Annotated in this window: 18 protein-coding genes; 12 read left to right on the forward strand and 6 right to left on the reverse strand. The window is 64.7% G+C overall.

What is annotated here, in order from left to right:
- Positions 1–66 precede the first annotated feature (66 nt).
- Complete coding sequence (locus tag VGU00_RS12365) at positions 67–816, reverse strand: hypothetical protein (RefSeq protein ID WP_327468900.1); 750 nt, start codon at positions 814–816, stop codon at positions 67–69.
- A gap of 30 nt (positions 817–846) precedes the next feature.
- Complete coding sequence (locus tag VGU00_RS12370) at positions 847–1,851, reverse strand: NAD(P)H-dependent flavin oxidoreductase (RefSeq protein WP_327468902.1); 1,005 nt, start codon at positions 1,849–1,851, stop codon at positions 847–849.
- Between the two features lie 199 nt (positions 1,852–2,050).
- Between VGU00_RS12370 and VGU00_RS12375 the strand changes: the two genes are divergently transcribed.
- Both VGU00_RS12375 and VGU00_RS12380 read left to right on the forward strand, forming a co-directional pair.
- Positions 2,051–2,224, forward strand: a complete 174-nt coding sequence (locus VGU00_RS12375) for a YezD family protein (RefSeq protein WP_327468904.1) — start codon at positions 2,051–2,053, stop codon at positions 2,222–2,224.
- A 105-nt stretch (positions 2,225–2,329) separates the two neighbouring features.
- Entirely contained in the window at positions 2,330–4,789 is a 2,460-nt protein-coding gene (locus tag VGU00_RS12380; RefSeq protein ID WP_327468906.1) for a TonB-dependent receptor, read from the forward strand.
- 82 nt (positions 4,790–4,871) lie between these two features.
- Here the strand turns inward: VGU00_RS12380 and VGU00_RS12385 are convergent, their stop codons facing one another.
- A complete protein-coding gene (locus tag VGU00_RS12385; protein ID WP_327468908.1) occupies positions 4,872–5,015 on the reverse strand; it encodes a hypothetical protein in 144 nt (47 codons plus the stop codon).
- 351 nt (positions 5,016–5,366) lie between these two features.
- Here VGU00_RS12385 and katG point away from each other — a divergent pair, with 351 nt between their 5' ends.
- The 5 genes from katG (at position 5,367) to VGU00_RS12410 (ending at position 13,641) form a co-directional block, all read left to right on the forward strand.
- The gene (gene katG, locus VGU00_RS12390; protein WP_327468909.1) at positions 5,367–7,544 is read left to right on the forward strand and encodes a catalase/peroxidase HPI; all 2,178 of its coding nucleotides are present in this window, start codon (positions 5,367–5,369) and stop codon (positions 7,542–7,544) included.
- Between the two features lie 245 nt (positions 7,545–7,789).
- Positions 7,790–8,272 carry a peroxiredoxin gene (locus VGU00_RS12395; RefSeq protein ID WP_327468911.1) on the forward strand — a complete coding sequence of 161 codons (483 nt, stop codon included), beginning with the start codon at positions 7,790–7,792 and terminating at the stop codon, positions 8,270–8,272.
- A gap of 178 nt (positions 8,273–8,450) precedes the next feature.
- Positions 8,451–11,306 (forward strand): TonB-dependent receptor, encoded by a 2,856-nt coding sequence (locus tag VGU00_RS12400; RefSeq protein WP_327468913.1) that lies wholly within the window; start codon positions 8,451–8,453, stop codon positions 11,304–11,306.
- Positions 11,307–11,398: 92 nt separating this feature from the next.
- Positions 11,399–12,880 carry an AMP nucleosidase gene (locus VGU00_RS12405; RefSeq protein WP_327468915.1) on the forward strand — a complete coding sequence of 494 codons (1,482 nt, stop codon included), beginning with the start codon at positions 11,399–11,401 and terminating at the stop codon, positions 12,878–12,880.
- Complete coding sequence (locus tag VGU00_RS12410; RefSeq protein WP_327468917.1) at positions 12,877–13,641, forward strand: SDR family NAD(P)-dependent oxidoreductase; 765 nt, start codon at positions 12,877–12,879, stop codon at positions 13,639–13,641. The genes VGU00_RS12405 and VGU00_RS12410 overlap by 4 nt, the downstream gene beginning before the upstream one ends.
- Positions 13,642–13,685: 44 nt before the next feature.
- On the opposite strand, the gene VGU00_RS12415 is transcribed toward VGU00_RS12410, so the two are convergent.
- Positions 13,686–14,450 carry a hypothetical protein gene (locus VGU00_RS12415; RefSeq protein WP_327468919.1) on the reverse strand — a complete coding sequence of 255 codons (765 nt, stop codon included), beginning with the start codon at positions 14,448–14,450 and terminating at the stop codon, positions 13,686–13,688.
- Between the two features lie 35 nt (positions 14,451–14,485).
- Positions 14,486–16,087 (reverse strand): DHA2 family efflux MFS transporter permease subunit, encoded by a 1,602-nt coding sequence (locus VGU00_RS12420; protein ID WP_327468921.1) that lies wholly within the window; start codon positions 16,085–16,087, stop codon positions 14,486–14,488.
- A gap of 55 nt (positions 16,088–16,142) precedes the next feature.
- Here VGU00_RS12420 and VGU00_RS12425 point away from each other — a divergent pair, with 55 nt between their 5' ends.
- The 5 genes from VGU00_RS12425 (at position 16,143) to VGU00_RS12445 (ending at position 19,477) form a co-directional block, all read left to right on the forward strand.
- Positions 16,143–16,736, forward strand: coding sequence for a TetR/AcrR family transcriptional regulator (locus VGU00_RS12425; protein ID WP_327468923.1), 594 nt, complete (start codon positions 16,143–16,145; stop codon positions 16,734–16,736).
- Positions 16,733–17,149 (forward strand): PaaI family thioesterase, encoded by a 417-nt coding sequence (locus VGU00_RS12430; RefSeq protein WP_327468925.1) that lies wholly within the window; start codon positions 16,733–16,735, stop codon positions 17,147–17,149. The genes VGU00_RS12425 and VGU00_RS12430 overlap by 4 nt, the downstream gene beginning before the upstream one ends.
- Positions 17,146–18,267 carry an HlyD family secretion protein gene (locus VGU00_RS12435; protein WP_327468927.1) on the forward strand — a complete coding sequence of 374 codons (1,122 nt, stop codon included), beginning with the start codon at positions 17,146–17,148 and terminating at the stop codon, positions 18,265–18,267. The genes VGU00_RS12430 and VGU00_RS12435 overlap by 4 nt, the downstream gene beginning before the upstream one ends.
- Before the next feature lie 117 nt (positions 18,268–18,384).
- The gene (locus VGU00_RS12440) at positions 18,385–18,963 is read left to right on the forward strand and encodes an inner membrane-spanning protein YciB (protein ID WP_327468929.1); all 579 of its coding nucleotides are present in this window, start codon (positions 18,385–18,387) and stop codon (positions 18,961–18,963) included.
- 19 nt (positions 18,964–18,982) lie between these two features.
- The gene (locus tag VGU00_RS12445) at positions 18,983–19,477 is read left to right on the forward strand and encodes a YdeI/OmpD-associated family protein (protein WP_327468931.1); all 495 of its coding nucleotides are present in this window, start codon (positions 18,983–18,985) and stop codon (positions 19,475–19,477) included.
- A 21-nt stretch (positions 19,478–19,498) separates the two neighbouring features.
- On the opposite strand, the gene VGU00_RS12450 is transcribed toward VGU00_RS12445, so the two are convergent.
- Positions 19,499–20,746 (reverse strand): aspartate kinase, encoded by a 1,248-nt coding sequence (locus VGU00_RS12450; protein ID WP_327468933.1) that lies wholly within the window; start codon positions 20,744–20,746, stop codon positions 19,499–19,501.
- Between the last annotated feature and the right edge of the window lie 28 nt (positions 20,747–20,774).

Consider the following 20,774-nt stretch of genomic DNA (forward strand, 5'->3'; position numbering starts at 1 on the left):
ATGCGACTGGCGCCAATACCCCGCGCACGATTGTTCATTTCACCGGTGCGTCGACGCGTTCCGGCTTCAGTGGTTTCCCGTCGGTGCCGTCGGGCCGATCGCGACCGGCCCCGGCGTGCTCACGTTCGTGACCGTCGGGGCGACGGGAGCAGGGGCGCTCATGATCGGCGGTGGGGGCGCATATTTTGCGTCCCATGCGACGACATCGGTCTGATATTTGGCATAGGCTTCATAGAAATCATGAAACGGCTGGTCGAGCCGCGCGAGATGTGCGGGGGCCTGTTCGACAAGCTGGGCGGTCGGCGTCGAGGAAACCAGCTGCGCAATTTCGTTCGCGCGGATGCAGAAGTCGCGCTGCGCCGGCGGCTGCGCGAAATAGTTGAACAATTGCGTCGACAGGCGATCGCGTGGGGCGATGCCGTTGTTCTTGTTCTCCTTGCCGAGCTGGGTGATCACGCTTTTCTCGGTCGATTTGATGACCTTGCCATGGGTTTTGATGATATTGTTATAGGCCGAAACGAGCGAGGTTTCCTCAAGGCCGCGGCAACCGATCGCCGCGACATTGAGCCCGATCTTGAGCTGCCAGAAAGCCTTGTCGCCGGTCACGCCGCTGTTTGCGGTGACGAAGCGGCCATCGATCCCGCGTCCGGGCAGGATCTGCGTCAACGACGCATTGCCCGGCGGCATCGGCCGCGGCGGGATCACCACGACCGGCGGCGGCGGCGGCGGCGGCGGGGGAGGCGGCGGGGGCGCCTTGGTGCAAGCGGCAACGCTCGCGAGCAGCCCGGCGACGATAATCTTGCGCGACAAATTCATGATCCACTCCCCAACCGCAAATATGCGGCGTCAATCCCGTGCGTGCAACGCGCTTTCGGCCTGTTGCACCAAAGTTGCGATGATATCGGCAACGCCCTCTTCCCCGGATACCATACCGACAGATTGCCCTGCCATTAACGACCCATTCTCGACGTCGCCGTCGATCACCGCGCGGCGCAGCGCGCCGGCCCAATAATGTTCGATTTCGAGCTGCGCCGCCATCATGTCGACTTCGCCGGCGTCGAGCTTGTTGGCGACCTCGCGCTGTTTTGCCGTAAAGGCTTCGGTCCCGGCATTTTTGAGCGCACGCACGGGGATGACGGGCAGGCGTGGATCGATCTGAACGCTCGCGACCGCCTCGCGCGCCGACGCGCGGATAAAGGCCTTTTTGAAATTGGGATGGGCGATGCTTTCGGTCGCGCAGACGAAGCGTGTGCCGAGCTGGACGCCCGACGCGCCCATTTCCAAATAGGCCGCGATCGCCTCGCCGCGCCCGATACCCCCGGCAACGAAGATCGGGACTTCGGTCGCGAGCGACGGCAGGATTTCCTGCGCCAGCACGCTGGTCGACACGGGGCCGATATGACCGCCGGCCTCCATGCCCTCGATGACCAGCGCATCGACGCCCGAACGGACGAGCTTCTTCGCAAGCGCGAGGGTCGGCGCGAAGCAGATAACCTTCGCCCCCGATGCCTTGATCGCTTCAAGGCTGCCTTTGGGCGGCAGCCCCCCGGCGAGGACGACGTGACCGACGCCATGCTTGGCGCATACATCGATCAAGTCGAACAGCTGCGGGTGCATCGTGATCAGGTTGACGCCGAAATTGCGGGTTGCCAACGCTTTCGTCGCGGCGATTTCGGCATCGAGCAGTTCGGGCGTCATCGCGCCGCACGCAATGACGCCAAACCCTCCGGCATTGCTGATCGCGCTCACCAGATGGCGCTCGGAAACCCAGCTCATGGCGCCACACAGGATGGCATAGTCGCTACCGAGAAGTTCGGTGCCGCGGGCCATCAGATCGTCAATTTTGCTCATTGAAAGCGCCTTTGCCAGCACTGGGACTCGGGCGCAATCCCTAGCGTCCTTCTTGTCGATGGTTCGGTCAGTCGACGAATCCTTCGGCGCGATCCATCCGGCGCAGCAACCGAACCTTTGAGCGCAGAAAGCAAAACAATCATTGTCTACTAAAAAACTTGATATAGGTTGCGACACGACTCCAGAAGGGAAGGGAAAAATGATGAACCAACCGAAAGAGCCGGCGAAAAGCGAGCCCGAAACGGCGTCGCGCGCCGTGCAGACGGTACTCGACGCGCTGGCGAAACTGCGTTTCGGCGCGATCCAGCTGACCGTCCACGAAGGCCGGCTGGTGCAGGTCGATGTGACCGAACGGCATCGTTACCCCAACTGATTTCGGCAGTCCCGAACGGGGCCAATTCTCATCTTTCACGCCGCAGACCGGACCACCGGATGGGGCGATTTTCGTGCAGCATTAAAAAAGCAGGGAAAAATCGCCATGACCGCAAAATATCCGTCGATCCGCCGCCGCGTGCAGGCTTCGTCACTGACATTGTCGCTTCTCCTCGCGCTCGGCGCGACGCCGGCGCTCGCCGCAGAAACCGCCGCAGAGAATGCGGAAGGCAGCGCTATCGCCACCGCAGCTGCCGGAACGGTCGATGCGGCCGATCAGGCCGATGATGTCAGCCGCGGCGATATCATCATCGTCACCGCCCGGCGTCGTCAGGAAACCGCGCAGGAAGTGCCCGTGGCCATTTCGGTGATCCGCGGCGATTCGATCGAAGCGACGGGCAATTTCAACGTCGTGAAGCTGCAGCAGCTCGCGCCGACATTGCAGGTCTACACGTCGAACCCGCGCAACACCTCGGTCAACATCCGCGGTCTCGGCGTGCCCTTCGGCCTGACCAGCGACGGATTCGAACAAGGTGTCGGCATCTATGTCGACGACGTCTATAATTCGCGCGTCGCCGCTGCGACGTTCGACTTCCTCGACGTCGACCAGGTCGAAGTCCTGCGCGGGCCGCAGGGTTCGCTGTACGGCAAGAACACGACCGCCGGGGCGATCAACATCACGACGAACCAGCCGACCTTCGACTTCGAAGGCCGCGCCGAGGTCAGCGTCGGCAACCTCAACTACCGGCAGGCCAAGGCTGCGATTTCGGGCCCGCTGTCGGAAACGATTGCGGCGCGTATCGCGATCGCGGCGACGAGCCGGCGCGGTACGCTCTACAATGTCGTCAGTGATCGCTGGATCAACGAACAGGACAATTTGGGCCTTCGCGGCCAATTGTTGTTCAAACCGAACGACGATCTCAGCATCACGCTGGCCGGCGATTACAGCCGGCAGGATCCCGAATGCTGCGGCACCGCCTTCGTTCGCGTCGGTCGGACGCAGCGCGCGATTACGCGCCAGTATGACGCGCTCGTTGCGGCCTATAACGCCGCCAATCCGACCCAGCCTTATGCGGTCCCCAGCCGCAACGTCTATGATCGACTGACCGACATCGATGCCAGCCTCAACGCGGGTAACAAGATCGGCGGCGTTTCGGCGCGCGTGAAGTGGGACGTCGGCCCCGGCACCTTCACCTCGATCACCGCCTGGCGGTTCTGGGACTGGAAGCCCGAGAATGATCGCGATTTTACCGGGCTGTCGATCGTCTCCAAATCGCAAAATCCATCGCAACAGGATCAATATAGCCAGGAGTTCCGCTATAATTACGAAGGCGATAGCGTCGACTTCGTCGTCGGCCTGTTCGGCTTCAAGCAGCGGATCGATACGCAGGGCACCGAACAGCAGGGTCCCGACGCCAGCCGTTGGAGTCTGACCAACGCGGCGCAGATAAACGCCAATATCCTCAACGGCCTGACGGCGCGCAACATCCAGTATCTGAAATCGACGAGCGCTGCTTTGTTCGGGCAAGTCAGCTGGAAGGTCACCGACGCGCTGACCATCCAGCCGGGCGCTCGCATCAATTACGACAAGAAATCGGGCTATTACCAGCGCCGCGTCTTCACCGGCGCGGGCGTCGAGATCAGCTGTCCGTCGACCGACGCCGTCACCGCGGCACAATGCGGCGTCTACACGCCGCAGCTCAGCGCGCCGTCCGCCAGCGATTGGAATTTCAGCTATGACCTCAACGTCAATTACAAGCTCGCGTCCGACGTGCTCGCCTACGCGACCTACGCCAAGAGTTTCAAGACGGTGGGCATCAACCAGAACGGCCTCCCGACCGATGCCGCCGGCATCCCGATCGCGGCCGCCGGCACGGTGAAGCCGGAATCGGTCAATCATTATGAAATCGGCCTGAAGACCCAGTTCTGGGATCGGCGCGCCACCTTCAACCTGACCGCATTCCGTACCGATATCAAAAATTTCCAGGTGACGGTGACGAACGGGCAGTTCGGCGTCCTGCGCGGCTATTTGGCCAATGCCGGAAAGGTCCGTTCGCAGGGTATCGAGGCCGATTTCAAGATTGTGGCGAGCGACCGGTTCACCGCTTACGCCAACGGCGCTTATACCGACGCGAAATACAAGAAATTCGTCGATGCACCGTGCCCGCCCGAATTGGCCGGCGGTTCGATTCCCAATTGTGACATCTCGGGCCAGCGCCTGCCGGGCGTGTCGAAATGGGCCTTTTCCTATGGTGCGGAAGCCAATGCCCCGGTGTCGCTGCTGGCGAAAGATGGTCAGCTCTATTTCGGCGTCGACGGCAATTATCGCTCGCACTGGAATTCGAACGCGTCGCCGTCGATCTACACCGACGTCAAGGGCTATGCCTTGACGAACTTCCGCTTGGGCTTTCGAAGCGATGGCCTTGACGTCTTCGGATGGGTGCGCAACGCTTTCGACGTGAAATATATCGAATTGCTTCAGGTCGCGCCCGGAAATGTCGGCCTGATCGCCGGCACCCCCGGTGACGAACGCACCTGGGGCGGGACCGTCAAGTTCAGCTTCTGAACTTTCGCGCCGTCGACAAAAGAAAAGGGCCGCCCGCCCAAAGGATATGGGGGGCGGCCCTTTCTCATGCAGGCTGACGGTGTCAGCGCTGCTGCGGGCTCTGCCGGCCCTGATCGGGGCGCTGGTCGCTGCCGGGCTGGCGCTGTTGGCCGCCCTGCTGTTGCTGCTGGCGATCGCGGTCCGACTGCGGTCGTTTTTCATTCTGCTGGTTGGGGTTGTTAGCCACTTTCCATCTCCTTTTGCCGCGCATGAATTGCGGCGCGGCATCCGACCAACCCGCTGCTGCGACCGATGTTGCGTGGCCATCGTCGGGGCGTGGCCGATGCGGGACGGGCCACGCCGCATACAGGCAACCGGTGCGCGCTTGATCGGTTCATTCGATGACTGAATTCATCTTATTCGTTTAGGTCGATGGGGCGGGGGCGCATATCCTTCACTCAACAGAACGAAAGGAGATGCACCCGACTCGACGCGGTTTGCGCCGAACGTCCCGATGAAGAACTCGCCGGCTGCGCGTCATGCGCGCGTCACCGTATCGCATCATGTTTTGCCAATAATCACACAGAGGAGAGACTGCATGAACGACCAGACCCCCATCGGCAGCGGTTGCCCGGTCCATCAACCCGGCGGCGTCCGCGCCCTGCTCGGCCAGACCAACAAGGATTGGTGGCCCGACATGCTGGCGACCGAGATCCTCAATCCGAATGGCTCGTCGAACCCGCTCGGCGTCGATTTCGATTATGCCGCGGCGTTCAAGTCGCTCGACTATCAGGCGCTGAAGGACGATCTGACCGCGCTGATGACCGACAGCCAGCCCTGGTGGCCGGCCGACTATGGTCATTATGGTCCCTTCTTCATCCGCATGGCGTGGCACGCCGCGGGCACCTATCGCACCGCCGACGGCCGCGGCGGCGCCAACAGCGGGCAACAGCGTTTTGCGCCGCTCGACAGCTGGCCCGACAACGGCAACCTCGACAAGGCACGCCGCCTGCTGTGGCCGATCAAGCAGAAATATGGCAACAAGATCAGCTGGGCCGACCTGTTCATCCTGACCGGCAATGTCGCGATCGAAAGCATGGGCGGGCCGGTGTTCGGCTTCGGCGGCGGCCGCGCCGACGTGTTCGAACCCGAGCGCGATATTTATTGGGGCAGCGAAGACAAATGGGTCAACCAGGGCGTCCAGACGCGCATCGACCCCGACAAGAATATGGTCATTGAAGGGCCGCTCGCCGCGATCCAGATGGGGCTGATCTACGTCAATCCCGAAGGGCCGCAGGGCAATCCGCACAATGACGAGGGCATGGCTCGCGACATGAAGGAAACCTTTGATCGCATGGCGATGAATTCGGAAGAAACCGTCGCGCTGACCGCCGGCGGCCACACTTTCGGTAAGGCGCATGGCAATGGCGATGCGTCGCTGCTCGGCAATGCGCCGTCGGGCGGCGATCTTGCCGCGCAGGGCTTTGGCTGGGTCAGCAGCCATGAAAGCGGCGGCATCGGCGAGCATACGGTGACCAGCGGCATCGAGGGCGCGTGGACCAACACGCCGCGCGAGTGGACGGAGAATTATTTCCGCCTGCTGTTCGACTATGATTACGAGCTGGTGCAGTCGCCCGCGGGCGCCAACCAGTGGCAGCCGATCGGTCAGAAGGAGGAGGATATGGCGCCCGACGCGCATGTCCCCGGCAAGAAGGTGCCGACGATGATGACCACCGCCGACATGGCGCTGAAGCGCGATCCCGAATTCCGCGCGATCAGCGAGAAGTTCCGCGACGATCATGAAGCGTTCAAGGATGCCTTCGCCCGCGCCTGGTTCAAGCTGACCCACCGCGACATGGGTCCGAAGGTTCGCTACCTTGGCCCCGAAGTCCCCGCCGAAGACCTGATCTGGCAGGATCCGATCCCCGCCGGCTCGAAGCCCTCGGACGCCGATGTCGCCGCGGTGAAGGCGGCGATCGCGGGCAGCGGCCTGACGGTGAGCCAGCTGGTCAAGACGGCTTGGGCGTCGGCGAGCACCTATCGCAAGTCGGACTATCGCGGCGGCGCCAATGGCGCGCGCGTTGCACTCGCGCCGCAGAAGGATTGGGAGGTCAACGAGCCGGCCGCCCTCGCCAAGGTGATCGATACGCTGAACGGGCTGCGCGGCTCGATGTCGCTGGCCGATGTCATCGTCCTCGGCGGCGTGGTCGGGCTGGAAAAGGCGGGCGCCACCAACGTGCCCTTCACCGGCGGCCGCGGCGATGCGACGGCCGAACAGACCGACGCCGACAGCTTCGCGGTGATGGAGCCCGAGGCCGACGCCTTCCGCAACTATGTTGGAAGCAAGAAGCTGGCCGTGAAGGTCGAGGAAATGATGCTCGACCGCGCCTCGCTGCTCGGCCTGTCGGTGCCCGAAATGACCGTGCTGGTCGGCGGCCTGCGTGTCCTCGGCGCCAATCATGGCGAGCGCGGCCACGGGCATTTCACCAAGCGGTCGGGGCAGCTGACGAACGACTATTTCGTCAACCTGCTCGACATGACCAATGTGTGGAAGTCGGTGGAGGGATCGGACGATCAGGAATATGTCGCGACCGACCGCACCAGCGGCGGTGAGACCTGGCGCGCGACGCGCGCCGATCTGATCTTTGGATCGAACGCCGAACTCCGCGCCGTCGCCGAAGTCTATGCCGAGAGCGGCCATGAGGAGAAGTTCGTGAAGGACTTCGTCAAGGCGTGGACCAAGGTGATGAACGCCGACCGTTTCGACCTCGCCTGATCCGGCGCCCGGGCCCCGCATCATGCCGCGGGGCCGGGGCGGCCAAAGGACGACGGGTCGCGACCCGCCCCCGGGGACATGGGCCCGGGGGCGGGTCTTTCCTTCGGGCTCAAGGCCAAGAAAGCTCCGCGCAGGGTCCCGGCGTCGCTCGAAAACCACTGCAAGAGCTTTCGGCTGCTTGACTCCCGCGTCGCCCCACCCGATGTCGGCGCGACGAAAATCCCCTCAAGCAAAGGATGCCGACCATGACGATCCAGACCGGAGACAAGCTGCCTGACGCGACCTTCGTGAAGGTCACCGAAAACGGACCCGAACAGGTCAATACCGCTGATTATTTCAAGGGCCGCAAGGTCGCGCTCTTCTCGGTTCCCGGCGCCTTCACCCCGACCTGCTCGGCCAAGCACCTGCCGGGCTTCGTCGACAAGGCTGACGAGCTCAAGGCCAAGGGCGTCGACGAAATCGTGTGCACCGCGGTCAACGACGCCTTCGTCATGGGCGCATGGGGCAAGAGCGCGAGCGCCGGCGACAGCGTCACGATGCTCGCCGACGGCAATGGCGCCTTCGCCGAAGCGGTCGGCCTTACCATGGACGGCACCGCTTTCGGCATGGGCAAGCGCGGCCAGCGTTTCTCGATGATCGTCAACGACGGCGTCGTCGAGCAGCTCAACGTCGAAGCCCCCGGCGAATTCAAGGTGTCGAGCGCCGACCATATGCTCGAACAGCTCTAAGCCCTTTTCTGCGCCCGCCGGCCGGCGCGCTGTGGCCCGAAGGCCACAGTCGCCGGTGATTCGTACCCGGCAGGCGCGCTCCTCTCATCCGAATTGTTTTTCAGTGCGTTGCTGACGCGGCCACCCTGATCGGGCGGCCGCTCAACCATGCCCTAAAAAACAGCAGGAGGAGAGGATTATGACCCAGTTCCAGCATTTTGCACGATCCGGAACGGCCGGGATCGCCATCGCGGCGGCGCTCGCTTGCGCCGCCCCCGGATACGCCCAGCAAACACCCCCCAGTCCGCAGGACGAGACCGCCGCGGCGCCCGGCGATACCATCGTCGTCACCGGTTCGCGCATCCGCCGCGACCCGCTCGACCAGGACGCGCCGATCGCCTTCATCGGACAGGAAGATATCGCGAAGACCGGCCTCAATTCGGTCAATGACGTGCTCCAGCGCCTGCCGAGTTCGGGCGGCGGCCTCAACAGCAAGTTCAACAACAGCGGCAATCTCGGCAATCCGCCCGACGGCGGCGGAGTCGGCGCCGGCGCGGCCGAAATCGACCTGCGCTACCTCGGATCGCGCCGCGTCCTTGTGCTCGTCGACGGCATCCGCTACGTGAACGGCGCCTCGGCCAGCGGCGTCCCCGGCTCGACCGACCTCAACTCGATCCCCGAAAGCGCGATCGAACGCGTCGAGGTGCTGCAGGACGGCGCGTCGGCGATCTATGGATCGGACGCGATCGCCGGGGTCGTCAACATCATCACCAAGCGCAGCCAGGAGGGTCTCCGCGCCAGCGCGCAGGTCGGCGGCTTCGGCCAGGGCGACGGCTTTACCAAAAGCGCGCGGCTCAGCTGGGGCAACGGTCGCGGCCCGACGCAGATCGTCGTCGGCGCCAATTATGTCGATCAGGGCGGCGTCTTTGCGGGCAGCCGCGACATCTCGCGTTTCCCCGCACCTTACTCCAGCACCTGCCTCGACGGCGGCTGCTCGGGCTTCGTGCCGCTCGGGCGCTTCGCGGTGTTCGGCAACGACCTGACCTTGCGCGGCCCGGTCATCGGCCGCACCCCCGTTTACAACGCCGGCAACCCGACCGATCCGGCTAGCGACTTCAAAGCCTTTGGCGACGCCGACCGCTTCAACTTCGGCCCGTTCAACTATCTCCAGATTCCGGTCGAACGCTATGGCGCCTTCGTCAACGCGCGGCAGGAAATCAGCGACAGCATCAACTTCTCGCTGCGCGGCATCTGGAACCGCCGCAAGTCGAAAAACCAGGCCGCGCCGCTGCCCTTCGGCTTCGGTGTCGCGGCGGGGCTGACCCCGGTGCTCGACGCGATCACGGTCGATGCCAGCAATCCGTTCAACCCGTTCGGGGTGACGCTCGATTCGACCAACACCGATTTTGTCTACCGCCGTTTCGTCGAGGGCGGCCCGCGCCGCTTCAACCAGACGGTCACGACGATCTATGGTGTCGCGACGCTCGACGGCAGCTTCGACGTCGGCGGCGGGCGCAAATGGTATTGGGACATCAACGCCGCCTATGGTCGCAACAAGGCGCGGCAGACGATGTACGGCAACATCAATTCCGACCGCCTGCGCCGCGCGCTCGGGCCGGTCGCCGACTGCACCGGCGACTGCGTGCCGTTCAACATCTTCGGCGGGGTCGGCTCGATCACCCAGCCGATGCTCGACTATGTCATGTTCACCCAGCGCGACCGCAGCCGCCAGTCGACCTTCAGCGCCTCGGCGAACCTGACCGGCAGCCTGTTCGACCTGCCCGGCGGCCCGCTCGGCGTCGCGGTCGGGGTCGAATATCGCAAACTGAAAGGAAGCTTCGATCCCGATCCGATCGTCGCCGCGGGCTTCAGTTCGGACATCCCGGCGCTGCCGACGCGCGGCAGTTACAATGTCAAGGAAGCCTATGCCGAACTCAGCGCGCCGATCCTGTCCGACACCGCCTTTTTCGACCTGCTCGAACTGACCGGTGCGGTGCGCTGGTCGGATTATTCGACCTCGGGCTCGACGACGACGCTGAAGGGCGGGGTCAACTGGAAACCGGTGGAGGACCTGCGCCTCCGCGCTTCCTATGCCGAGGGCTTCCGTGCCCCCTCGATCGGCGAGCTGTTCGGCACCCAGTCGCGCTTCGACCAGTCGATCAACGACCCCTGCTCGACCTCGACGACGACGGGACAGAATTGGACGAACAATACGACCGTCCGCAACAATTGCATCGCGCAGGGCGTCCCCACGGCGGGCTATGCGCAGGCCAACCCGCAAATCTCGGTGCTCGTCGGCGGCAACCAGGACCTCGCTCCCGAAAGCTCGCGCAGCTGGATCTTCGGCGGCGTCTACAGCCCCTCGTTCGTCCCCGGCCTGTCGCTCGAGGCCAATTATTACGACATCAAGGTCAAGGGCGCGATCCAGGCGGTGAATGCCGAGATCACGCTGGCGCAATGCGTCGGACAGAATGACCCCGCCGCCTGCGGCCTCGTCACCCGCGCGCCGGGCGGCCAGCTCACGTTCGTCGAGGGACTGCTCCAGAATATCGCCGGCATCCGTACCAAGGGCGTCGACGTCAACCTCAGCTATCGGACGCAGGAAACCGCGGCCGGACGCTTCGCCTTCACCTGGAACAACAGTTTCCTCACCCAATATGACGTGCTCGTGCCGACCGCCGACGGCCAGCTCGTCGTCAGCCGCGAGGGGACCGAACAGGGCAGCCCCAGCCAGACCTTCCCCAAATGGAAGTCGGTCGGCATCCTCGACTGGGACGGCAAATCGATCGGCGCGACGCTGACCGGCCGCTATGTCTCGGCGATCCGCGAGCCGCTCGCCAACGACAACCGGATGAAGGCGCGCTTCTACACCGACTTCCAGTTGCGCTGGTTCCCGGCCGACGATCCCGACGCCTTCGGCTTCGCGCTCGGCGTCAACAACCTGTTCGACGTCAAGGCGCCGGGGTGCATCAGCTGCGACCTCAACAATTTCGATCCGACCGCTTACGACCTGCCCGGACGCTATTATTACGTCCGCGCCAGCTTCAAGATGTAACAAAGGGGGCGGCGGCGCGGCCCGAAAGGCCGCGCCGCCATCATTTCCGGTCGCCCTTTTCTTTTGTCACAATTTCGTGCAACAGCGACGCGATGACATCCAACGCATCGCAAGAAACCACAGACCCCACCGCGCTCGTCGACGACATCATCGCCGAACTTCAAACGCGCTTCCGCACGTCGGTCTCCAACCTCAAATCCGCCATCGCCGACTATGTCCGCGACCGCACGCTGCCGCCGACGGATGCCGCCGCGACCGGATTGTTCGACTATCCGGCGATCCGCCTCACCACGACGGGCGAACAGCGCGAAGGACAAAAGGGCCACAACCTCGCCTTCGGCCGTTTCGAACGCGCGGGCGTGTTCGAAACGACGGTGACGCGCCCGGACCTGTTCGCCGACTATCTGCGCGACCAGCTCACGCTGCTCGCGCGCCACTATGACATCGGTCTCGAAGTCACACGCACCGGCCAGCAGATCCCCTTTCCCTATGTGCTCGACGCCAGCGACGGGTCGGACATGGGCGGCGTCACCCCGCTCGAACTCGCGCGCCACTTCCCGACTACGGAATTGGCCGACATCGGCGACGAACTTGCCGACGGCCTGTTCGGACAGGACCCCGCAGAGGCACAGCCGCTCGCGCTGTTCGATGCGCTCCGCACCGACTTCAGCCTCGCACGCCTTCGCCACTATACCGGCACCGCGCCCGAGCATTTCCAGCGCTATATCCTCTTCACCAACTATCATCGCTACGTCGACGAATTCGTCGCCTGGGCGGGCGCGCAGGTCGGGCAGGGTCGCTACACCGCGCTCGCGGGCGCCGCGGGCCTCTATGTCGACCAGCCCGGCGTCAATGCGAGCGCGCTCGTCGCCGACAGCGCCTGGCGGCGGCACCAGATGCCCGCCTATCACCTCATCGCCCCCGACGGCGGCGGCATCACCCTCGTCAACATCGGTGTCGGTCCGTCGAACGCCAAGACGATCTGCGACCATCTCGCGGTGCTGCGGCCCGAGGCCTGGCTGATGATCGGCCACTGCGGCGGCCTCCGCCCCAGCCAGCGCATCGGCGATTATGTTCTCGCCCACGCGTACCTGCGCGACGATCACATTCTCGACGCGGTGCTGCCGGTCGAAATCCCGATTCCACCGATCGCCGAGGTGCAGGTGGCGCTGGCGAGTGCCGCCGAAGCGGTGTCGGGCGCCACCGGCGCCGACCTCAAGAAGCGCATGCGCACTGGCACCGTCGTCACCACCGACGACCGCAATTGGGAACTGCGCTACACCGACAGCGCGCTCCGCTTCTCCCAATCGCGCGCGATCGGCATCGACATGGAGAGCGCGACGATCGCCGCGCAGGGCTACCGCTTCCGCGTTCCCTACGGCACGTTGCTCTGCGTCAGCGACAAGCCGCTCCACGGCGAACTCAAGCTGCCCGGACAGGCGAACCGCTTCTACGAGGAAGCGATCGCCGCGCACCTCCAGATCGGCATCCGCGCGTGCGAGACGATGCGCGACGAGGGCGCCAAGCTCCACAGCCGCAAATTGCGCGCGTTCAACGAGCCGCCGTTCCGGTGATCGCGCTGTCGCGCTCGATCGCTGGCCGCGTCGCGATCGTCACCGGCGCGGCGAGCGGCATGGGCCGCGCGACCGCGCTGCTGCTCGCGAGCGAAGGCGCGAAGGTCGCGGTCACCGATCTCGACCTCGCCGCCTGCGAGGCCGTTGCCGCCGAGGCCGGTCCCGATGCCAAAGCCTTCGCGCTCGACGTCGCCGACGGTGAGGCGATCAAGGCGACCGTTGCCGCCATCGCGGCGCATTTCGGCAGCATCGACATCCTCATCAACAACGCCGGGGTCTCAAGCTTCGCCCCGCTCGACGCCGGGGATGAATATGAGGCGATCTGGCACCGCGCGCTCGCGGTGATGCTGACCGCGCACCAGCGCATGGTCCGCGCCGCGCTGCCGTATCTGCGCCAAAGCGACGCCGCGCGCATCGTCAACATCGCCTCGACCGAAGGCCTCGGCGCGACCCCCGGCGACACCCCTTACGTCGCTGCCAAAACCGGCGTCACCGGCCTGACCCGCGGCCTCGCGGTCGATCTCGGCCGCGATGGCATCACGGTCAACTGCATCTGTCCCGGCCCGATCCGCACCGGCATGACCGACAAGGTGCTCGAAGAGGACAAAGCCGTCTTCGCCAAACGCCGCACCGCGCTCCGCCGCTATGGCGAACCCGAAGAGGTCGCGCATGTGACGCTCAGCCTCGTGCTACCCGCGGCGAGCTATATCACCGGCGCTGTGATCCCGGTCGATGGCGGGCTGATGGCGCGGAATGCGTGAGCAGCTCTTTTTAATCTACACAAACGGCTGTTACCGGACTTCGTTCAGGTCCCGGCCGTAACCAGATCCGCCCGGGGTTGCATATTGCCGACCCGCTGCAGCTCCGATTTCAGGCGCTGTTCGTCGAAGGCATGCTGGGCGAAATCGCCGTCGCGCTCGACCCAGAACAGGAAGAGGTGCGCCGACCATCGGTTGGGGTTTGGCATCGTCCGCCCATGACGCAGGTCGATGCCGCGGTACAGCACGGCGTCGCCGGGCTGCATCGCCACCGCGGTGAAAGGTTCGTCGCCGAAATCATCTAAGCACGGGCCCTCGCCGTCGACGCGAACCGAGCCGACTTCGAGCGGCCAGGGCCGATCGTCACTATAAGCCAGCGTGAGCGAGACGCTGTGTTCGCACGACGGACGGTCCGAATGGACGCGGCAGATATCGTCCTTTTGATAGATACGGAAATAGTCGTAGCTTGGCAGCAGGTCGGCCCCGGTCAGTTTGCTGACGATCGGGGTAAGGCCCCAGAGGAAAGTGGTCAGCGGGCGGTAGAAATGGCCCGAGATATCGACCGTGCGCTGCTTCGACAGCGGGTGCGACTTGGCAAAGGTGTCGAAGGATTTTCCCGCACCCTGCAGGTCCATCTGCAATTGCTTGAAGAGATTTGCCGCTACTTCTGGAGGGATCAGGCCCCTGATCGTCGCATAACCATCTTCCGCATAATTGCCTTCTACTCGCATGATATCCTCTGTCTGGCTTTGGGCTGGTCCCGAGGCCCGGTGTTCGATGCGCGGCGTTGCAGCGCAGATGCGGGTCTGCAACCAATTGTTTTCGATGAACTTCCCGATTTTTTCGGCTAATGCGCATCCTTGGGCGCGGGGCCGCCGATCGGCGGTGGCTTGCAGAAGGGCACCATCACCAGCGCGGCGAGGAACAGATACGCCATCAGGCGGAAGACGTCGTCGAAGGCGAGCGTCAGCGCCTCGCGCCAGACGATTCGGCCGAGCGTTCCCTCCGCCATTTGCTGTGCAAGCGCAGGATCCGAGACATAGCGGCCGATATGCTGCGCCAGCCCCGCTGCTGCCTCGTTCGCGGCGTCGGCCGAGCGGCCCAAGGCTTCGGACAAGCGCAGCATATGGATGCGCAGATTGTCGCCGAGCCAGGTGTTGACCAGCGCGATGCCGATCGCACCGCCGAGGTTGCGCATCAGGTTGAACAGCCCGGAGGCGTAGCGCAGTTCGGGCCCTTCGAAATTGCCGAGCGCGAGCCCGACCGAGGGTACGATGCAGAGCATGATCGCGAAGCTGCGCACGACCTGCGGCCAGAAGAGCGCGGCGAAGCCCCATTCGGGGGTCATGAAGCTGAACATCCAGAGGCCGATTGCGAACAGGGTCAGGCCAAAGGTGATGACGATGCGCTGGTCGACCTTCTGCGACAGCGCCGCGGCGATCGGCACGCCCATCAGCTGCGCGAGGCCGGAGACGAAAACCGTCGTGCCGATTTCGGCGGCATTGTAACCCTGCACGCGACCGAGGAAGATCGGGACGAGATAGGTGCTGGCGTAGAGACCGAAGCCGATCACGACGTTGAACACGCAGGCGAAGACGAAGGTCGGCTTGCGGAACGGGGTGAGCTTCACGATCGGCCCGTCCGAGCGGAAGGAGCGTTCGAGGAAGAGCCCGAAAGCGACGAACGACACCCACGCGCCGATCGCGATTTCGGGCTCGTTGAACCAGTCGTGCTTCGGGCCTTCCTCGAGCACGAACTCCAGCCCCGCGAGGAACACCGCCATCGAGGCGAGATGCACCCAGTCGATCTGGCGCAGCATCGGCAGGTTCGGCTTGTCGATGCGGACAAGCGCGAGGATCGCGAGCGTCACCATCGCGCCGGGCAGGACGTTGATGAAAAAGACCCAGCGCCAGCCCATCGCGTCGGTGATCCAGCCGCCGACCGTCGGGCCGAGCGTCGGCGCGAGCACGGACACCATGCCGAGGATCGCAGGGATCATCGCGCGCTGCTTGCCTTCGAACAGCATATAGCCGGTGGCGAACACCGTCGGGATCATCGCGCCGCCGACGAAGCCCTGCACCGCGCGGAACAGGATCATCGATTCGATGCTCCACGCAAGGCCGCACAGCACGCTCGCGATCGTGAAGAGACCCGCCGACGCCGCGAACAGCCAGCGCGTCGAGAGCGCCTGCGCGAGGAAGGCGGAGAAGGGGATCATCACCAGCTCGGCCATCAGATAGGCGGTCTGCACCCAGCTGATTTCGTCGGGGCCGGCGCTCAGTCCCGCCTGCACCTCGTTGAGCGACGCCGCGACGATCTGGATGTCGATCAGCGCCATGAACTGGCCAAAGGCCATGACCGCAAAGATCAGATATTTGCGCGCGTCGGGCATCGCCGCCGGGTTGAACGGCGGGTCTGCTGCTGCGGGGGAAAGCGGGATGGAGGCCATGGGTCTTGTGTCCTGTCGACTTTATATTATATGCGTCATATAAAAGGAGACGCAAGTGCGCTATTCAACCGAGCACAAGGCAGAAACCCGCGCGCGGGTGCTGAAGGAGGCCGCGAAGGAGATTCGCGCGAAAGGCCCCGACAATGTCGCCGTCGCGGGCATCATGGCGCGTGCGGGACTGACGCACGGCGGCTTCTATGCACATTTTTCGTCGAAGGACGCGCTGGTGAAGGAGGCGATCGGAACGATGTTCGCCGATGCGCGGGCGCGGACCGAGAAGATCGACGCAAAGGGCGATCCGCGCGCCGTGCTGCGTGCCTATGTCGATTTCTATCTGTCGCCCGCCCACCGCGACAGCCGCGATCGCGGTTGCCCGCTGCCGACGCTCTCGGGCGATTTCGCGCGCTCGCAGCCTGCAACGCGCGATCGCTTCGGCACAGGCGTCGAAGGGATAGCGACCCGCCTCGCGGCGCCGCTGGCGACGCTTGGCTATGCCGATGCCGAGGCGGAATCGCACGCGCTGCTCGCGCAGCTTGTCGGCGGTGTCGCGCTCGCCCGCGCGGTCGGCGACCCGGCGCTGTCCGACGCGCTGCTCGCCGACACGCACGCCAGTATCGTCGCGCGTTACGGACTGGGGGTCGTGCAATGACGCTCGCTCGCGTGCAGGGGCTGATCGCCACGGGCGGACGTCCGCCGATCGGGCATACGTTGGGCTTCCAGCTCGTCGATGCCGGCGACGGCTGGGCGGCGTTCGAGGGCGTGCCCGGGCCCGAACATTATAACCCGCAAGGGACCGTCCATGGCGGTTATGCCGCGACCCTGCTCGATTCCGCCTGCGGGATCGCGGTCGTCACCAAGCTCGAGGATGGCCAGTCGATGACGACGCTCGAACTCAAGACCTCGTACCTCAAGGCAATGACCGAGAAGACCGGCAAGGTGCGCGCCGAAGGGCGGGTGATCTCGATCGGCCGCCGCGTCGCCTATACCGAGGCGAAGATCACCGACGAGGCGGGGCGCGTCCTTGCGACCGCAACCTCGACGCTGCTGGTGATCAACCCGTGAACGTACAGGCTGCTATCGAGGCCGGAGCGCCGGCCGGAGAAGCTCGGACGCGCCGGATCGCGCTGCCGAAAAAGGCATGGAAGATTGGCTTGGTTGCGCTCGTCGTCGCCGCCGTCGGGACATGGTGGATCCTGTCGCCGCGCAGCGCCGAGTCGACCGACAATGCCTATCTGCAGGCCGATGCGAGCGAGGTCGCGCCGCGTGTCGGCGGGCTCGTCACCGCGGTGCTGGTAAAGGACAATCAGGCGGTGCGAACCGGCGATCCGCTCGTCCGCATCGACGTGCGCGATTATGACTCGCGGTTGATGGCGGCCGAAGCTGCGGTCGCCGACGCCGATGCGAAGGTCGCGACCGCGCGCGCGACGCTCGCCTCGCTGGGTGCCGAGCAGCAGCTTGCAGCGGCGCAGATCCGGTCGGTGCGGACGCAGATCGCCGCCGCCGACGCCGAATATGCGCGCGCGAGCGAGGATCGGCGGCGCTACAATGCGCTGCTCGTCGACGGGTTTGTGACGAAGCGCGATGCCGAACAGGTGTCGGCGACCGCGGTCGGCGCGGCGTCGGCGGCGCAGCGCTCGCGCGCCGACCTTGGCGCGAGCTTCGAGGCGGCGGCAGTGACGCAGGCGAAAGGTCCGATCCTGTCGGCGCAGGTCAAGGCGGCCGAGGCCGAGGCGGCGAAGGCACGCGCCGCGCTGGCGCTCGCGAAGCTCGATCGCGGGCATACGCTGGTCGTCGCGCCGATCGACGGCGTCGTCGGCAACCGCCGTATCCAGGTCGGCGACTATGTCCAGCCGGGCTCGCGGCTGCTGTCGGTCGTGCCGGTGAAGTCGATCTATGTCGTCGCCAATTTCAAGGAAACGCAGACGCGCGCGATGCGCCCCGGGCAGAAGGCCGACGTCTATGTCGACGCGCTGGGCGAGACGCTGCACGGTACGGTCGAAAGCCTCGCGCCGGGGTCGGGCAGCGAGTTCACGCTGCTGCCCTTCGAGCCGGGATCGGGCAATTTCACCAAGATCGTCCAGCGCGTCGGGGTGCGCATAAGGCTCGATCCGGGGCAGCTGGCGCTCGCCGAACTCCGGCCGGGGCTGTCGGTGACGGCGAAGGTTCGCCTGCGCAGCTGATCGCGGCGTAACCGCACTTCACCGCATCCAATGTTAACATCGTCAATTTGTCCTTGACCCCGCGGCTTCCTGGGATCAATGTTTACGTCGATAACATTGAGTCGGAAGGACAGGCAGATGAAAACCTTGCTCTACGCTCTCGGACCGATGCTGTTCGATTCGCTCGGCGTGCTCGTTTTTGCGGTCCTGCTTGTCGCCGGTGCGGGGATATTCCCCGCGACGATCGCGGGTACGGTCGTGGCGCTGGGCGTCGTCGGTTATGAACTGGCGCGCGGGCACCGGGTCGCGGCGCTGCAATGGATCAGCCTTGCGTCGGTGCTGTTCACCGCCGCCGCAACCCTGCTCACCGGCGACCCGCGCTTCGTGATGGCGAAGCCGACGGTGGTCTATCTGATCGTCGGGACGGTGATGCTCCGCCAGGGTTGGCTCAACCGCTATATCCCGCCCGAGCAGATGGCGCTGGTCGGCGACGTGATGGACCGTTTCGGCATGATCTGGGCGGCGCTGATGTTCGCGAGCGCGGGGCTCAATCTGGTGATCGCGCTCTTCTTCACACAGTGGTGGCCGCTGTTCATCGGCGTCTTCCCGCTCGCCTCGAAATTCGGGCTGTTCGCGATCCATATCGCGGTGGTGCATTTCATCGGACAGGCGCGGTTGCGCCGCCGGGCAGCCGTTTCGGTGGTCACGCCGTCCTGATCGCTGCTACGGATCGGGCATGAACTTCAAAGCGAAAATCGAAATCAGGGGCATCAATCCCTATGTCTTGGTGAGCCCGGCGCGGGCGGGGCGGATCAAGGCCGGCTGGAAAAAGCCGATGCCCGTGCTGGTCCAGGTGAACGGCCAGCCCGACCCACCGTGGCGCATCAATATGATGCCGGCGGGCGACGGGAGCTTCTACCTCTATCTCGACGGCGTGGTTCGCAAGGCGTCGGGCACCGATCTGGGTGACATGGTCGATGTGTCGGTCGTCTTTGACGAAGCATATACGGGCGGTCCGCAGCATGAGATGCTGCCCGAATTCGCAGCGCGCCTCGATGCCGAACCATCGGCCAAGGCCCGGTGGGACGGCCTGTCACCCAGCCTGCAGAAAGAGATATTGCGCTATCTCGCCAATCTGAAATCGGACGCGGCGCGGCAACGCAATGTCGAGCGCGCCCTTGCAGTGCTCGGCGGCGCGAAAGAACGCTTCCTTGCGCGCGACTGGAACTGAGCGGCTCCCGGGACCGGCGCCCTATTCTGCGTCGAGCCCGTACGCCGTGTGAAGGACGCGCACCGCGAGTTCGGTCTCGTCCTCGTCGATCAGCACGCTGACCTTGATCTCGCTGGTCGAGATCGCCTGGATGTTGATGCCGCGATCGGCCAATGCGCGGAACATCGTGCTCGCAACGCCCGCGTGGCTCTTCATGCCGACGCCGACGACGCTGACTTTCGCGACCTTGTCGTCGCTGATGATGCGGTTGAAGCCGATCTTGTCCTTCGCGGCTTCGAGCAGGTCGATCGAGCGGAGGAGGTCGGTGCCGGGAACGGTGAAGGTCACGTCGGTCTCGCCCTTTTCGCGGCCGACATTCTGGATGATCATGTCGACGTTGATGCCGGCGGCGGCGAGCGGGCCAAAGATGTTCGCGACCGCGCCCGGCTTGTCGGGGACGCGCGTGACGATGATCTTCGCTTCATTCTTGTCGTGGGCGATGCCGGTGATCAGCTGCCGTTCCATCTGATGTTCCTCTATTTCCTCGTCGCTGACGATCATCGTGCCTTTTTTGGGAGCCTCGTCGCCTTCGACGAAACTCGAGAGGACCTGCACGCGCACGCCCATCTTCATCGCGAGCCCGACCGAGCGCGTCTGGAGCACTTTCGCGCCGACGCTCGCGAGTTCGAGCATCTCCTCATAGGTGACATAATCGAGCTTGCGCGCGCGCGCGACGATGCGCGGGTCGGTCGTATAGACGCCGTCGACGTCGGTGTAGATGTCGCAGCGATCGGCCTTCACGGCAGCGGCAACCGCGACGGCGCTGGTGTCCGACCCGCCGCGACCCAGCGTCGAGACGCGGCCATCGTCCATCATGCCCTGAAAGCCCGGGATCACCGCGACCTCGCCGCGTCCCATCGCGGCGGTCAGCGCGCCGGTGTCGATGTCGATGATGCGCGCGCGCGCATGCGCTTCCTCGGTGCGGATAGGGAGCTGCCAGCCGAGCCAACTGCGCGCTGGGGTGCCCATCGCCTGCAAGGTCAGCGCGAGCAGGCCAGAGGTGATCTGTTCGCCCGCGGCGACGACGACGTCATATTCGGCGGGGTCGTAGCGGGGGTTCGCTTCGCGGCAGAAATTGACGAGCCGGTCGGTCTCGCCCGCCATGGCGGAAACGACGACCGCGACTTCGTTGCCGTTGGCGACTTCGCGCGCGACGAGTTTCGCCACGGTGCGAATCCGCTCGGTGCCCGCCATCGACGTGCCCCCGAATTTCATCACGATCCGCGCCATCTCGCCCCGCTTTCCTGAATCTGGTTTC

The sequence above is a fragment of the Sphingopyxis sp. genome (assembly GCF_035944815.1).
In the GTDB taxonomy this organism is placed as follows: Bacteria; Pseudomonadota; Alphaproteobacteria; order Sphingomonadales; family Sphingomonadaceae; genus Sphingopyxis.